This is a genomic window from Bacillus sp. Bwzl_19 (genome assembly GCF_054900515.1).
In genome coordinates this window covers 32,731-48,321 of sequence record NZ_CM142729.1, presented here as the reverse complement: position 1 = coordinate 48,321, position 15,591 = coordinate 32,731, and the positions used below count along the sequence as shown (strand labels likewise).

General features: G+C 45.8%; 14 protein-coding genes, 2 tRNA genes, 2 rRNA genes and 1 pseudogene. 1 reads left to right on the top strand and 18 read right to left on the bottom strand.

All coding sequences use genetic code 11. The features are described 5' to 3' along the window. Positions 1–6 precede the first annotated feature (6 nt). A complete protein-coding gene (metG, locus tag ACW5MY_RS00255; RefSeq protein ID WP_014469597.1) occupies positions 7–1,998 on the bottom strand; it encodes a methionine--tRNA ligase in 1,992 nt (663 codons plus the stop codon). Between the two features lie 482 nt (positions 1,999–2,480). Between metG and abrB the strand changes: the two genes are divergently transcribed. Further along, positions 2,481–2,771 (top strand): transition state genes transcriptional regulator AbrB, encoded by a 291-nt coding sequence (gene abrB / locus ACW5MY_RS00250; RefSeq protein WP_169510469.1) that lies wholly within the window; start codon positions 2,481–2,483, stop codon positions 2,769–2,771. A gap of 49 nt (positions 2,772–2,820) precedes the next feature. Here abrB and rsmI read toward each other — a convergent pair whose 3' ends face one another. From rsmI to ACW5MY_RS00165, 17 genes and pseudogenes are all read right to left on the bottom strand, one after another. Next, positions 2,821–3,702 (bottom strand): 16S rRNA (cytidine(1402)-2'-O)-methyltransferase, encoded by an 882-nt coding sequence (gene rsmI / locus ACW5MY_RS00245; protein ID WP_013350751.1) that lies wholly within the window; start codon positions 3,700–3,702, stop codon positions 2,821–2,823. Continuing rightward, positions 3,677–3,976, bottom strand: a complete 300-nt coding sequence (locus tag ACW5MY_RS00240; protein ID WP_193351185.1) for a GIY-YIG nuclease family protein — start codon at positions 3,974–3,976, stop codon at positions 3,677–3,679. The genes rsmI and ACW5MY_RS00240 overlap by 26 nt, the downstream gene beginning before the upstream one ends. Further along, complete coding sequence (locus tag ACW5MY_RS00235; protein WP_013350749.1) at positions 3,963–4,706, bottom strand: tRNA1(Val) (adenine(37)-N6)-methyltransferase; 744 nt, start codon at positions 4,704–4,706, stop codon at positions 3,963–3,965. The genes ACW5MY_RS00240 and ACW5MY_RS00235 overlap by 14 nt, the downstream gene beginning before the upstream one ends. Positions 4,707–4,766: 60 nt before the next feature. Next, positions 4,767–5,126 carry a replication initiation-control protein YabA gene (yabA, locus tag ACW5MY_RS00230; RefSeq protein ID WP_013350748.1) on the bottom strand — a complete coding sequence of 120 codons (360 nt, stop codon included), beginning with the start codon at positions 5,124–5,126 and terminating at the stop codon, positions 4,767–4,769. A gap of 14 nt (positions 5,127–5,140) precedes the next feature. After that, the gene (gene ricT / locus ACW5MY_RS00225; RefSeq protein ID WP_013350747.1) at positions 5,141–5,968 is read right to left on the bottom strand and encodes a competence/sporulation regulator complex protein RicT; all 828 of its coding nucleotides are present in this window, start codon (positions 5,966–5,968) and stop codon (positions 5,141–5,143) included. A 2-nt stretch (positions 5,969–5,970) separates the two neighbouring features. Continuing rightward, positions 5,971–6,960, bottom strand: a complete 990-nt coding sequence (holB, locus tag ACW5MY_RS00220) for a DNA polymerase III subunit delta' (RefSeq protein WP_289394071.1) — start codon at positions 6,958–6,960, stop codon at positions 5,971–5,973. 11 nt (positions 6,961–6,971) lie between these two features. Continuing rightward, positions 6,972–7,412: a YaaR family protein gene (locus ACW5MY_RS00215; protein WP_045513461.1), complete on the bottom strand. Its 441-nt coding sequence runs from the start codon at positions 7,410–7,412 to the stop codon at positions 6,972–6,974. A 12-nt stretch (positions 7,413–7,424) separates the two neighbouring features. Next, positions 7,425–7,754 carry a cyclic di-AMP receptor DarA gene (darA, locus tag ACW5MY_RS00210; protein ID WP_004264734.1) on the bottom strand — a complete coding sequence of 110 codons (330 nt, stop codon included), beginning with the start codon at positions 7,752–7,754 and terminating at the stop codon, positions 7,425–7,427. Between the two features lie 70 nt (positions 7,755–7,824). Next, positions 7,825–8,463 (bottom strand): dTMP kinase, encoded by a 639-nt coding sequence (gene tmk, locus ACW5MY_RS00205; protein WP_045513456.1) that lies wholly within the window; start codon positions 8,461–8,463, stop codon positions 7,825–7,827. Continuing rightward, complete coding sequence (locus ACW5MY_RS00200) at positions 8,460–9,893, bottom strand: aminotransferase class I/II-fold pyridoxal phosphate-dependent enzyme (protein WP_289394070.1); 1,434 nt, start codon at positions 9,891–9,893, stop codon at positions 8,460–8,462. The genes tmk and ACW5MY_RS00200 overlap by 4 nt, the downstream gene beginning before the upstream one ends. 77 nt (positions 9,894–9,970) lie before the next feature. Beyond that, positions 9,971–11,086 (bottom strand): toxic anion resistance protein, encoded by a 1,116-nt coding sequence (locus ACW5MY_RS00195; RefSeq protein ID WP_289394069.1) that lies wholly within the window; start codon positions 11,084–11,086, stop codon positions 9,971–9,973. A gap of 15 nt (positions 11,087–11,101) precedes the next feature. After that, positions 11,102–11,716 (bottom strand): 5-bromo-4-chloroindolyl phosphate hydrolysis family protein, encoded by a 615-nt coding sequence (locus tag ACW5MY_RS00190; RefSeq protein WP_013350741.1) that lies wholly within the window; start codon positions 11,714–11,716, stop codon positions 11,102–11,104. Between the two features lie 149 nt (positions 11,717–11,865). After that, positions 11,866–12,059 (bottom strand): annotated as a pseudogene (locus ACW5MY_RS00185) (sigma factor G inhibitor Gin). 175 nt (positions 12,060–12,234) lie between these two features. Further along, positions 12,235–12,350, bottom strand: a 5S ribosomal RNA gene (gene rrf, locus ACW5MY_RS00180). 51 nt (positions 12,351–12,401) lie between these two features. Then, positions 12,402–15,331 (bottom strand): 23S ribosomal RNA (locus tag ACW5MY_RS00175). A gap of 81 nt (positions 15,332–15,412) precedes the next feature. Continuing rightward, a tRNA-Ala gene (locus ACW5MY_RS00170) sits at positions 15,413–15,488 on the bottom strand. 14 nt (positions 15,489–15,502) lie between these two features. Continuing rightward, a tRNA-Ile gene (locus ACW5MY_RS00165) sits at positions 15,503–15,579 on the bottom strand. Positions 15,580–15,591: the final 12 nt, after the last annotated feature.

Here is a 15,591-nt window from a genome sequence, read left to right as displayed (position 1 = left end):
CCCTTATTATTTAATTCTAGTGCCTTTCGGTAATGACTGATCGACAGCTACAACCTTGAGGACACCGTCAGATTCTCCTGCGAGGATCATCCCTTGAGAAAGCTCGCCTCTCAGTTTTACCGGTTTTAAGTTCGTTACACAAATGATTTTCATTCCCACAAGCTGATCCGGTGTGTAATGTTTCGCGATACCTGATACAACTTGGCGCTGTTCAAAGCCCAAATCAATTTGCAGTTTCAACAGACGATCCGCTTTTTTTACCGGTTCTGCGGACAAGACTTCTGCAACGCGAAGTTCTGTATCCATGAATTGATCAAACGTAATTTCAGGAAGGCGCTCAACTTCTTGCGGCTCTTCCGCCTTTTCTTCTTTCACAGGAGCAGTCCCCTGCATTTTTTGCTTGATGTAAGCTACTTCCTCTTCAGCTTCAAGACGAGGGAAAAGCGGTTCCCCTTTTTTCACTTTTGTGCTCTTTAATTGGCCAAATGTCTGAATGCTGTCCCAAGCTTTAAGAGACTGATCCTCAACTCCGAGCTGGGCAAACATTTTTTCAGGTGTTTGCGTCAAGAAAGGCTGAAGAAGTACAGCCGAAATACGCAATGATTCAGCTAAATGATACATGACTGAGCGTAATTCTTTTTCTTTTTCCGGATCTTTTGCCAGCACCCACGGAGCAGTTTCATCAATATATTTGTTCGTACGGCTGATCAATTGCCATAGCGTTGATAAAGCTACTGAAAACTCCATGTTTTCCATTGCCTTTTCATAAGCTTGAACCGTTTCTCCGGCTACAGAAGAAAGCTCTTGATCAAAATCGGTCACATTTCCTTCATATGAACCAATCTCACCGTCAAAATATTTTTGGATCATGGCGACTGTCCGATTCAGAAGATTTCCTAAGTCGTTTGCCAAGTCATAATTAATTCGTTCTACGAAACCTTCCGGCGTAAAGACACCGTCTGAACCGAACGGCACTTCGCGAAGCAGGTAATAACGAAGCTCATCCAAGCCGTAACGTTCAATCAATGTTACCGGATCAACAACGTTTCCTTTTGATTTCGACATTTTTCCGTCTTTCATCAATAACCAGCCATGCGCGAAAACTTGCTTAGGCAACGGGAGATCAAGCGCCATCAGCATAATCGGCCAGTAGATGGTGTGGAAACGGACAATTTCCTTACCGACCAGGTGAACGTCAGCCGGCCAGTACTTTTTGTAAAGCTCGTCATTTTCCGTATCGTAACCGAGCGCTGTAATATAGTTGAATAATGCGTCAATCCATACATACACGACATGCTTCGGATTTCCCGGCACTTTTACGCCCCAGTCAAACGTCGTTCTGGAAACGGCCAAATCTTCAAGACCCGGTTTAATGAAGTTATTAATCATTTCATTTTTGCGTGATTCCGGCTGGATAAATGAAGGGTTTTCTTCATAAAACTTCAGCAGGCGGTCTGCATATTTGCTCATGCGGAAGAAGTATGATTCCTCTTTGATTAATTCGACAGGGTGGCCGCTGTCCGGGCTTTTTCCGCCGACAACCTCGCCCTTCTCATTACGTTCCACATCCACCAGCTGTGTTTCAGTATAGAATGTTTCGTCAGGAATGCTGTACCAGCCCTCATACTCATCCAGATAAATATCACCATTATCAAGAAGCTTTTGAAACACTTTCTCAATGATTTCTTTGTGCCGGCTTTCCGTAGTCCGGATGAAATCATCGTGAGAAATGTCGAGCTGCTTCCACAATTTTTGGATTTCAGCAACAGCGCGGTCTACATACGCTTGAGGCGTGATATTCTCTTCCTCCGCTTTCTGCTGGATTTTTTGTCCGTGTTCATCCGTTCCGGTTAAGTAGCGAACGTCAAATCCCTTTAATCTTTTGTAACGCGCCATTGCATCGCCGGCCACGGTAGTATAAGCATGGCCGATATGTAATTTTCCGCTCGGATAATATATCGGGGTCGTAATATAAAAAGTATTATTCTCTTGCGGCATGTTGCAACCTCCCATTCAGAATGTCGAAAAGCTCACGCCCAAAGGACGAGAGCGGTTTTATTTGATATACAATATTGATATTTGTCCTCTATCTATGATACCATCTTAGCCTTTAAGATCAAGGATATATACGTACTGCGCGTAAAAGAGTAAATAAAATTAAAAATTTTTATTGAAATTAAATAAAGTCTTAACATGTAGAATTTTGTCGTATATAATCTACTAATATAAAACATCTTGGTTCGAAAGTCTTGATTTAAAAGGATTTTCCATAGGATAATAGGTTCGAAAAAGCAGTCAAAAAGCCTGTTATTTCAGGATTTCCAAGGCTTTACTTACTATAAGAACTAATTCTTACAAACAATAGTAAACAAAATGATTGACGATTATTGGAAACCTTGTTATGCTAGGAATGTAAGGAATTTTGTCGAATAATGACGAAGAAAAATATAAACTACAAATAATTATCTCTCGGGAGGAGACTGTTAATGAAATCTACTGGTATCGTACGTAAAGTTGATGAACTTGGACGCGTAGTTATCCCTATCGAACTTCGCCGTACACTGGGCATCGCAGAAAAAGACGCTCTTGAAATTTATGTTGATGATGAAAAAATCATCCTTAAAAAATATAAACCAAACATGACTTGCCAAGTAACTGGTGAAGTCTCTGATGATAACCTTAAACTTGCCGGCGGCAAATTGGTACTCAGCAAAGAAGGCGCTGAGCAAATCATCTCTGAAATTCAAAACCAGCTTCAAAACCAAAAATAAGTTATTTCATACAAAAACCGTTCTTGTTGTGACGCAAGAACGGTTTTTTTTATGATTGAATGTGATAAGCGTCATAGATCTCGCGTTTCGGTACGTCCCGATCTACCGCTGTTTGTTTTATGGCCTGTTTGGAAGAAGCCCCTTCATTTATGTAATGTTCCACATGCTCTTTTTCAGAAAGCTCCATCCACCAGGGTTTGTCGTCTTCATCCGGTTCAGCGGCTTGATTGCCTTCGACAACGAGACAGAACTCACCGCGGATTTGGTCTTCATTTGCCCATTCAATTACTTCGGCGATCGTTCCTCTGATGAATTCCTCGTACTTTTTCGTTAATTCCCTCGTGACGGCGATGTTTCGATTTCCCAAAACGGCATGCATTGCTGTTAATGTTTCTTTTAACCTGTGCGGCGCTTCGTAAAATATCATCGTTTCCTGCCGTTTTTTCAGGATTTCGAGTTCCTTCTTCTTTTCTTTTTTCTGTCTGTTTAAGAATCCATAGAAGAAAAACGGCTGCGGGGTGATACCTGATGCGGTCAGCGCGGTTAACGCCGCATTTGCTCCCGGAAGCGGAACGACATATCCGCCGATTTGGGTGAAATCTCTTACAATCTCAGCCCCCGGGTCGGAAATTGTCGGCATACCGGCGTCACTGACCAGTGCCACATTCTTTCCGGTTTTCAGCCATTCAATGATTTTATGGCCGCTGCTTTCTTTATTGTGTTCATGATAGCTGGTGAGAGATGTTTCTATGTCATAGACGTGACACAGCTTTTTCGTCTGTCTCGTATCTTCGGCAGCAATGACATCGACCGATTTCAGCGTCTCCACTGCACGAAAGGTCATGTCCTCCAAGTTGCCGATCGGTGTAGGAACAAGATAAAGAATTCCCATTTCAGATTTTCCGTTAAAACTCATCTGGCGACTTAACATATACAGCCTCCTTGCTGTTTCGTTTTTCTTCTATATATTGTACTTTTTTCTTTCGGGTCAGCTGCTTAAAACGGTATTCCGCCTGCATCGCTTCCCGTTTTGTTTCAAATGATTCCGCATGGCATAGCGAAACAGGCCTTCTCGCCCTTGTGTACTTCGCGCCCTTTCCCTCATTGTGGGTCTTCAGCCGTTTTTGCAGATCATTTGTATAACCGGCATACAGACTGTTGTCATTGCACAGCAGTACATAAAAGAAATGACTATTCGTCTCCATATAAAATGGTGCGGATCTCTTTCGTATATTCGTTTTGTTCATTATATACAAACAGCGGAGGAAGAATTTTGAGATCAGGGCGGCCGCCTTTAATGCCTTCAACCAAAATGGTATTCGCTTCTTTACCTTGTTTCGGATAAATAAACTGCACCCGTTTCGGTTCTATTCGGTATGCTTTCATTAATTCAAAGATTTCCAAAAGCCTTCCCGGCCGATGAACGAGAGCCGCTTTTCCGCCTTGTTTCAGCAGTTTGCTGCTGACGGAAATCACATCTTCAAGCGTGCAAAGAATTTCGTGCCTTGCGATTCTGAGATGTTCGTTCAGATTCTGCTCAGCCTCTTTCGGCGTTTTGAAATAAGGCGGGTTGCAAGTGACAACGTCATATTTATTATGTCCGAGTCTATCCGGCATATTTTTCAGATCATCATGAATGAGGCTGATCTGACCGCCCAGACCGTTGTATTCGACACTTCGGAGCGCCATATCATACAAACGCTCCTGAATTTCAACCCCTGTGATATCCGCTTTTGACCTTGTGCTGAGCAAAAGCGGCACAATCCCATTTCCCGTACATAAATCAACGATGTTGCCCTTTTGAATCGGAACGTATGCAAACTTTGACAGCAGCACGGCATCTAGCGAAAAAGCGAAAACCGTCGGGCTCTGTACAATTTTCATATCCTCTGCTAATAAGTAATCCAATCTTTCATCATCACGTAATGAAACCATAATCTTATTCCTTTCAGCACTCTTTGAAAAAGGCTTCCGACATCAGCGGAAGCCTTTTCCTTATTTTTTATTTAAGAAGGACAGACAAAAAAGGCAATCTCCCTTGCGGACGCTCCCATAATGGACGTTGCAAATATGAAAGCCTTCTTGATACAGCCGGGCCAGATTATCGTACCCTTCTCCTATATCACTCTGCTCTGCCTTCTGTGTTTTTGTTTCTTTCTGATCGGCCTTGAATTTCTCAATTTGCTCTGTCGTGTCATCAAGCCGCTTCCGCAAATGCTTATTTTCAAGCTGCAGATGGTGATTCTCTTCAATCATTTCGCCGATATGCTGCTTTAAGTCACCCAGCTGACGGTACAGCGAACCGATTTGTTCCTCCAGGTTTATGACAGTATCAATTAACTCTTTTTTATCCAAGGTTCCACACCTCGTTAATCTGTGGTTTGTGCGGATACGACGCCCTCTTCCAAGAGCTCTTCCCAAGTATATTCTATCACTTTTTCACGATTCTTCAGTTCCACCTGAAGCACCCGTTCCAGAATATTAAGACCGACAACCTTTGCGGGGCCGTTTGCCGTTGTAATCATTTCGCCTAAATCCGGCAGCTGTTCTTTCGCCGTCTCATACTCATCATTTTCGTACTTCAAACAGCACATCAAACGGCCGCACAGACCCGAAATTTTCGTTGGGTTCAACGATAAATTTTGGTCCTTCGCCATTTTGATGGACACCGGTTCAAAATCACCGAGGAACGTGGAGCAGCAAAGCATTCTCCCGCACGGGCCGATACCGCCGAGCATTTTCGCTTCGTCCCTCACACCGATTTGGCGCAATTCGATTCTTGTTTTAAAGATAGAAGCCAAGTCTTTGACCAATTCCCTGAAATCAACCCGTCCGTCGGCTGTGAAGTAAAAAATGACTTTATTGCGGTCAAACGTAAACTCAACATCAACCAGTTTCATATCTAGGCCGTGATCAGCCACTTTTTTCTGACAGATTTCAAAAGCGGACAGGGCCTCTTGTTTGTTTTCTTCTACAATGAGAAGATCGCGTTCATCAGCAACGCGAATGACTTTTCGAAGCGGAAGCACAACATCATGCTCGTCCACTTGTTTATTTGCGATGACAACCTGTCCGTATTCGACACCTCTTACGGTTTCAACAATGACGCAGCTGTCCTGTTCTATATCAAATCCATTCGGATCAAAATAATAAATTTTTCCCGCTTTTTTAAAGCGGACGCCTATTACGTTGTACAAGCTTATCCCTCCTGCAACGTTAACACCAAGTGCTCCATTAATCCCTGCGCATTCACATTGGAATGAAGCCGTTTTTTTGCTTCTAAAACAGCGAGAATTTGGTTCGTAACGCTTTGTTGTGTAAATTGCAGCGCATGCTGTTTTATTGATTGGAATAAGTCTTGATAAATCAGTTTATCTTCATTTCCAATTTGGATGGATAATACATCACGGTATATCAATAAGAGCATATCAAGACCCATTTCTTGATGGGTTTTTTCTTTGAAAAAGGGCACCCACTGATCCTGAATGAAGAAAAAGGCATGTCCTTTCCGCTGGTGTAAGACTTCATACAATTTTATCACTTTCGCTCTGGACTCTGCAAACTCATCATTTCGACTTAATTCGACTGCTTCCGCAATATTATTTGTCATATTTGCTAAGAGTCTGGCCATGTGAGGGCTTACTTCCTGTTCCATCAGTCTCTCTTCTATCGCTTTCGGCTGAAGCGGCTGAAATGGAATAACCTGACATCTCGAAACGATGGTATCCAGTATTCTGTGGAGCTGCTCAGTAATGAGAATTGCGATGGTGTCTTGACTCGGCTCCTCTAAAAATTTCAGCAGACTGTTTGCTGCATTTGTCGTCATTTGATCCGCATGGGATATAATGTACAGTTTTTTATGCGATTCCAGTCCGGTTTTAGAAAACTCCTCCTGCAGCGATTGGATCTGAGCCTTTTTAATTGATAGTCCGTCGGGCTGAACCACATGCAGGTCGGGATGGTTTCCGGATGCAATACGCTTGCAGTTCCGGCACTCCCCGCATGGCTCAGTCCCGGCTTCAAGGCAAAAAAAGCTTTTTGCGAGAAGCAGTGCGGTATCCAATTTGCCCGTACCTTTTTTGCCTTCAAACAGATATGCGTGAGAAAGCCTTTTCTTTTCAATGCTATTATGCAAAAGCCGCATCACTCTGGGCTGCTGCTCGGTCATTTCCTTCCATGATATTGCCATTGTATCACTCTCTATGTGTAAAGGTTAATCAATAAACCTTTTATTTCTCCGATTCGATCCAGCAAATCAATTGCCGGTTTTTCCTGATCCAGCATCTCTTCCGTCAGCTGAATCAGTTTTTCATCTATTTCTTTCACAAGTCCCAAGGTCCGGCTGTTGCCGTACAGGTCGAAGCTTTTCGCCGTCTCATGCGATAACCCGCTGTCTACGGCCTCTTTTACAAAACGCTTCACCAGCCCTTTGAATTTTGCTAAGTCTTTGAAGTTCCTCGATTTCGTCAGTCTTTTCCCGAACGTTTCTATATCCGTTAAGAACCTGCTCAGCTGATCAAACTTCAGCTTACTGCTTTGGCTGTCCATTGAACTTTTAAAAGTTCCGGAAAGCTCTGCCGCTTTATAGGCAGGCTGCTGCTTTTTCTCAATAAAGGTGCGTAAGTCAGAATTTATTTTCACGTTGTCAAATCCTTAAAATTGATGAAATTCATCGACCGGAAGGACAAAGACCGTCGCTCCGCCGACTTCCACTTCGACTGGATATGGAACGTAAGAATCCGCATTCCCGCCCATCGGGGATACCGGGGCAATCATCTGATCGCGTTTACAGCCATTTTCTTTAATGAGGCTGAGCGCTTTATCGACACGGATATCTTCCACCCCGATCATAAACGTCGTATTGCCTGATTTAAGAAATCCGCCTGTTGTCGCAAGCTTCGTCACCCTGAAGTTGTGGTCGGTTAATACTTTCAAAAGCCTGTTGCTGTCCTGATCCTGCACCACTGCCACTATTAATTTCATTCTCTAGGCCCCCTTTAGGTTGGAAAGAACATTGTCGTTACATTCATTATATCAACTTATGAGAAACAGGTCACAACTGAATTTTTTTCAATGCCTCATTTATCACCTGAAGCGCGTCTTGAATGACGAATTCCTTCTTTTTCGATGCGTCGATTGTATGAAATCTTTCCGGAAAACGCTGCATGACCTTTTGGTATCCTTCCCGTACTTTCGTGTGAAAGTGCAGCGCCTCAAGATCGAGACGATTCTTTTCTCTTGAATCATTCGACGTAATCCGTTTCAGCCCTTCTTCCGGATCGATAGAAAAATAGATGGTGACATCAGGCATCGTATCGCCGATTGCAAACCGGTTGATAGAAAAAACTTCATCAATGCCCAGCCCTCTCGCATAGCCTTGATAAGCCAGTGAGCTGTCGATGAAACGATCACACAGTACAATGCGCCCTTCTTTCAATGCAGGCTGCACCTTTTCGACTAAATGCTGTCTTCTGGCCGCAGCGTAAAGGAGCGCTTCCGTTTTTGCATCCATCAGTGTATTGTTTTTATTTAAGATCACTTCTCTGATCTGCTCAGCAATGTCAATGCCGCCCGGTTCTCTTGTCGCTGTCACCGGGTGCCCCTCCGCCGACAGAATATCTTTTATTTCCTGAAGCACTGTCGTTTTTCCTGCACCTTCAGGACCTTCAAATGTAATAAATAAACCGCTCATGATTTCTCCTCTTCTGTATAAACAAGTAATTGTTCCCCGTTTAACAAGCCTTGAATATGTGCGTCCATGCCGATTAAACGGGAAAGCTTTTGTACGATCTCTTCTGTTATCCGTTCTCCGTCCATGATAAGCGGGATTCCCGGAGGATAAGGAATAATATTTCCCGCATGCAAGCGCCCGGCCGCTTTATTCATATCCGTAAGCTCTTTTGTAAACTTGCGCATTTCATTTTGCGGATATTCAAGTGTCGTAATGGATGGGAATGTCCAATCCACTGCTTCCGGCAGTCTATCGGGCGGTGTATTCTCCAGTTTCTGCTGTATGTTTCTTACGGTTTCCTGTTTAATCATCCGCCGGCCGCCTATCGGCAGTACGAGCAATACTTGATACTCGTCAGCCAGCTCGGCAAAAATGCCTTCGCTCTCCAAAATATTTTGTAATGAATAGCCGGAATGTCCGAGCTTTGAGCGAAGAATGAGTTTTAACGGGTCCGCTTTGATCCCATATCCGGAGGGCTCGATTACTTCAATAGAAGAAATTGATGCGAAGTTCCGTTTTATTTGCTCAATGTGCGCTATATGAACAGGGAGTGTTCCTTTTTCAGCGATATCCTGTATATAAGCGCGCGCCGTATCTAAAGATGCCATAATCGGATATGACGGGCTGCTGCTTTGCAAACTGCTTAGATAATAGGTTAATCGATCTCTGTCAATCCGGCTGCTGTTTAAATGAAAGTAAGATCCCATCGTCATAGCCGGAAGCGTTTTGTGAGCCGATTGAACAACTGCATCCGCCCCCATAGCCAATGATGAAGGCGGGAACGGTTCACCCAACACAAAGTGAGCACCATGAGCCTCGTCTACCAGTACAGGGACGCCGTATGAATGAGCTTTTTTAACTGCCGCAGTCAAGTCGGCAGCATGCCCGTAGTAAGTCGGGTTGGTCAGAACAAGGCCTTTCGCATTTGGATATGACGCTAACGCTTTTTCGATGACTGAAAGGGATACATGGGACGGCACATGCATATTTTTATCAATTTCCGGCGCCAAATAAACCGGCTTGGCTCCGGCCATTGCCACCGCATGAAAAACAGATTTGTGACAATTACGCTGAATCAGGATGGGTTCGTCCGGTTCACAAACAGCCAAAATCATCGCCAGGTTGCCGGCGGTCGTCCCATTGACGAGAAAGAAGCTTTCCTGAGAGCCGTAAAGCCTGCTCACCAAATCTTGTGCTTCTTTGATGACTCCCGTCGGGTGATGCAAGTCATCAAGCCCCGTGATCTCAGTCATATCAATAGATAAAAGAGATTGATATACAGATTTGGCTTCATCAAAAAAGACATCTCCATTGTGATGTCCCGGAACATGAAAAGAATACGTATTTCGGTGCGCATGCTTCAGCAGCGCTGTATATAAAGGTGTGTCCATTTTTAAACAAATCCTTTGCCTGTCTTTCTTATTATATCGTGCCTGTGAGCCAACTTAAAGCTAAGACTTTTTGCCAGCTAGACGTCATCACGGCCGGGCGTCATATTAAGCAGCTTCTTTTTCAAGTCGCCTTCCATGATAACAAGCTCCTCTTCGGCACGTTTGCGTTTCATCCTGCCGTCTTCTTGTATAGACATGATTTCTTCAAGTGTGCTGACTAAGCTTTCCTGCACTTTTTTGAGGGTATCTGCCTCAACAAGGCCTCGCTCATTAGCTTTGGCTGTCTCGACTGTACTTGTTTTCAGAAGTTCAGCGTTTTTCAGCAGCAATTGGTTTGTCGTATCAGCCGCCTTCTGCTGCGCATCTGCCGCACTCCGCTGCCTCATAAGCGTCAGCGCGATCGCAACTTGATTCTTCCATAATGGAATAGCCGTAACAATGGAGGACTGAATTTTTTCCGCCAGTGCCTGATTCGTGTTTTGAATCAAACGGATTTGCGGCGCACTCTGAAGCGTAATCTGCCTGCTCAGAAGCAGATCATGCACTCTCTTATCCAGACGGTCGGCAAACTGGCGAAGATCATTCACTTCCTGCGCGGCCATTTGATTGTGTTCCCGTGATTCGGCTTTTCTTGCCGCTTCGGGAATCAGCTTTGTTTTCAGCTCATCTAACTTTAATTCACCCGCCGCTATATACAGATTTAAGTCAGAGAAGTATTGTTTATTTTGGGCGTACAGTTGATCTAACAGTTTATTGTCACTCAACAGCACATTTTTAGAATGCTCGAGCCTTCTGCTGATACGCTCAATCTGCACACTTGTCTTTTGATATTTCGAAAGCACTTCCTGCACAGAACCAGATACCCTTTTAAACAAACGGGCGAAAAATCCTTTATTCTTCATCTGCAGATCATCAGGGTTTACCTGGTCAAGCTTCCTCATCAGATCAGCAAGTATCTGTCCCATCTCTCCCGCATCTTTTCTTTGAACATGCTCTATCATCGTGTGGGAAAATTCCAGCAGATTCGTTTGCGCCTGCGAACCAAACAGAACAATGCTTTGCATGTTCTCATGGTCCAGTTTTTCAGCGAGCTGACGTGCAGCTTTTCTTTTTTCTTCCGGCAGCGTATCTGCAAGCTTTGGATTAGCCTGATCATTTTGAACATCCATATCATCGGAACGGTCTTTGGCCATTTCCTTCCCCCTATCTTATTTTCTCAATGAATGCTTTGCCATATCTAATTCAAAGTGCAGATCGTCGATGTCTTCTTTCATCAGTTCATGAAGGTCCTCTTCCAGCCTTCTGGAAAGCTCCGCAAGAGTCATCCTCGTCTCACTCAAGGACATTGATAAATCTTTATTTTTCCGCGGCTGTGATGAGAGCAGAACATACTTTTCCGTTAGTTCCGCAACGGAATCTAGCGTTTGGTAATAGAATCGCTCTGCCTGGTAAAAGCGCTTCGGCTCTTGCTTTGTAAGCACATATATTCGCCGCGTTATCCGCAGTATCTCTGCATTCTGCTTCAGCATTTGTATACTTCTAGAGCGAAAAAGCGCTCTCCGTAATCGGATGATTTTATCTCTAGCTTCCTCAAGATTTTCCTTGATATAAGCATATTCTTTTCTTGTCAGCCGGTGTTTCTTTAAAAAGAGACGCTTCGCATTCCAAAGCCCGGCCGCACCGACTGCCGCTCCGCCGGCTGCCCCATATAATAGCGAATAGAGAAAAGGCTGATGCCCTATCGTAAAGACGGCTATCCCCGCTAATACAAAAACCGCGCTGCCGCAAAGCGTCCATTTCATATATTGAATAAACGGTTTCATACTCGGATCGACTCCTATTTATTCACTTTTATCAGTATTATCTATTACATTCTATTTCTAAACAAGTTCCTCTTCTTATCGTATCAGTTCTTTAATAAAAAGTGAAAAAACTCCTCTGTTTTTAAGCAAAAAAAAGACCCTTTTCAGGGTTAAGAATATAACGTCGGTGTATGAAGGGCTTTCAGTTTGCGAACGAAAAACTCATAATTCGGATCAGAGGTTGAAGTGGAAACTACTTTCTTCTCACACTCTAAACATATAAATTTCGTATAAATATGGATACCCCTGCTTTTTTGGTTTCACACACAATGCATGTTTCTTCATGGCTGGACGTTTCATTCATTTTTGCCCACCTCCGTATGAATAGCCTTCCCCTAAGCTGTTGATTGTATACACAATTTGGACCTTTTTGAAGGTTGCAATTAGTATATGGGCATCGTCGTATTTCGGTGTTTGTATTGTTTTTATTCAATAACAAAAAAGGCAGCTCATGATGAGCTGCCTTTACCGTTAAAATAGCTTGGCGGCGTCCTACTCTCACAGGGGGAAACCCCCGACTACCATCGGCGCTGAAGAGCTTAACTTCCGTGTTCGGCATGGGAACGGGTGTGACCTCTTCGCTATCGCCACCAAACCATTGAGAGTGTTCTCTCAAAACTAGATAACAGGAAGCATACATTCAAATTAGGTTAAGTCCTCGATCGATTAGTATCTGTCAGCTCCATGTGTCGCCACACTTCCACCTCAGACCTATCAACCTGATCATCTTTCAGGGATCTTACTTCCTTGCGGAATGGGAAATCTCATCTTGAGGGGGGCTTCATGCTTAGATGCTTTCAGCACTTATCCCGTCCGCACATAGCTACCCAGCGATGCCCTTGGCAGAACAACTGGTACACCAGCGGTGCGTCCATCCCGGTCCTCTCGTACTAAGGACAGATCCTCTCAAATTTCCTGCGCCCGCGACGGATAGGGACCGAACTGTCTCACGACGTTCTGAACCCAGCTCGCGTACCGCTTTAATGGGCGAACAGCCCAACCCTTGGGACCGACTACAGCCCCAGGATGCGATGAGCCGACATCGAGGTGCCAAACCTCCCCGTCGATGTGGACTCTTGGGGGAGATAAGCCTGTTATCCCCGGGGTAGCTTTTATCCGTTGAGCGATGGCCCTTCCATGCGGAACCACCGGATCACTAAGCCCGACTTTCGTCCCTGCTCGACTTGTAGGTCTCGCAGTCAAGCTCCCTTGTGCCTTTACACTCTGCGAATGATTTCCAACCATTCTGAGGGAACCTTTGGGCGCCTCCGTTACCTTTTAGGAGGCGACCGCCCCAGTCAAACTGCCCACCTGACACTGTCTCCCCGCCCGATAAGGGCGGCGGGTTAGAAGGTCAATACAGCCAGGGTAGTATCCCACCGATGCCTCCACCGAAGCTGGCGCTCCGGTTTCCAAGGCTCCTACCTATCCTGTACAAGCTGTACCAACATTCAATATCAGGCTGCAGTAAAGCTCCACGGGGTCTTTCCGTCCTGTCGCGGGTAACCTGCATCTTCACAGGTACTATAATTTCACCGAGTCTCTCGTTGAGACAGTGCCCAGATCGTTGCGCCTTTCGTGCGGGTCGGAACTTACCCGACAAGGAATTTCGCTACCTTAGGACCGTTATAGTTACGGCCGCCGTTTACTGGGGCTTCAATTCGCACCTTCGCTTACGCTAAGCGCTCCTCTTAACCTTCCAGCACCGGGCAGGCGTCAGCCCCTATACTTCGCCTTACGGCTTCGCAGAGACCTGTGTTTTTGCTAAACAGTCGCCTGGGCCTATTCACTGCGGCTCTCTCGGGCTTGCACCCTAACAGAGCACCCCTTCTCCCGAAGTTACGGGGTCATTTTGCCGAGTTCCTTAACGAGAGTTCTCTCGATCACCTTAGGATTCTCTCCTCGCCTACCTGTGTCGGTTTGCGGTACGGGCACCTCTCACCTCGCTAGAGGCTTTTCTTGGCAGTGTGGAATCAGGAACTTCGCTACTATAATTCGCTCGCCATCACAGCTCAGCCTTCACGGGAAACGGATTTGCCTATTTCCCAGCCTAACTGCTTGGACGCGGATATCCAATACCGCGCTTACCCTATCCTCCTGCGTCCCCCCATTGCTCAAATGGTGAGGAGGTGGTACAGGAATATCAACCTGTTATCCATCGCCTACGCCTTTCGGCCTCGGCTTAGGTCCCGACTAACCCTGAGCGGACGAGCCTTCCTCAGGAAACCTTAGGCATTCGGTGGAGGGGATTCTCACCCCTCTTTCGCTACTCATACCGGCATTCTCACTTCTAAGCGCTCCACAAGTCCTTCCGGTCTTGCTTCACAGCCCTTAGAACGCTCTCCTACCACTGTTCGAAGAACAGTCCGCAGCTTCGGTGATACGTTTAGCCCCGGTACATTTTCGGCGCAGAGTCACTCGACCAGTGAGCTATTACGCACTCTTTAAATGATGGCTGCTTCTAAGCCAACATCCTGGTTGTCTAAGCAACTCCACATCCTTTTCCACTTAACGTATACTTTGGGACCTTAGCTGGCGGTCTGGGCTGTTTCCCTTTCGACTACGGATCTTATCACTCGCAGTCTGACTCCCAAGGATAAGTCATCGGCATTCGGAGTTTGACTGAATTCGGTAACCCGGTAGGGGCCCCTAGTCCAATCAGTGCTCTACCTCCGAGACTCTTACCTTGAGGCTAGCCCTAAAGCTATTTCGGAGAGAACCAGCTATCTCCAGGTTCGATTGGCATTTCACCCCTACCCACACCTCATCCCCGCACTTTTCAACGTGCGTGGGTTCGGGCCTCCATTCAGTGTTACCTGAACTTCACCCTGGACATGGGTAGATCACCTGGTTTCGGGTCTACGACCACGTACTCAATTCGCCCTATTCAGACTCGCTTTCGCTGCGGCTCCGCATCTTCTGCTTAACCTTGCACGGGATCGTAACTCGCCGGTTCATTCTACAAAAGGCACGCCATCACCCGTTAACGGGCTCTGACTACTTGTAGGCACACGGTTTCAGGATCTCTTTCACTCCCCTTCCGGGGTGCTTTTCACCTTTCCCTCACGGTACTGGTTCACTATCGGTCACTAGGGAGTATTTAGCCTTGGGAGATGGTCCTCCCGGATTCCGACGGAATTTCACGTGTTCCGCCGTACTCAGGATCCACTCAGGAGAGAACGAAGTTTTGACTACAGGGCTGTTACCTCCTATGGCGGGCCTTTCCAGACCTCTTCATCTACCTCGTTCCTTTGTAACTCCGTACAGAGTGTCCTACAACCCCAAGAGGCAAGCCTCTTGGTTTGGGCTGGTCCCGTTTCGCTCGCCGCTACTCAGGGAATCGCATTTGCTTTCTCTTCCTCCGGGTACTTAGATGTTTCAGTTCCCCGGGTCTGCCTTCTCATATCCTATGTATTCAGATATGGATACCACTCCATTACGAGTGGTGGGTTTCCCCATTCGGAAATCTCCGGATCAAAGCTTGCTTACAGCTCCCCGAAGCATATCGGTGTTCGTCCCGTCCTTCATCGGCTCCTAGTGCCAAGGCATCCACCGTGCGCCCTTTCTAACTTAACCGTTAAAAAGAATCACTACGTGATATCTTGCATTACAATTGAATGTGAATTACTTCTGTTATCTAGTTTTCAAAGAACACGTTGGTGGAGCCTAGCGGGATCGAACCGCTGACCTCCTGCGTGCAAAGCAGGCGCTCTCCCAGCTGAGCTAAGGCCCCGTATTGGGTAAAGATGGTGGGCCTGAGTGGACTCGAACCACCGACCTCACGCTTATCAGGCGTGCGCTCTAACCAGCTGAGCTACAGGCCCATCTACCATATG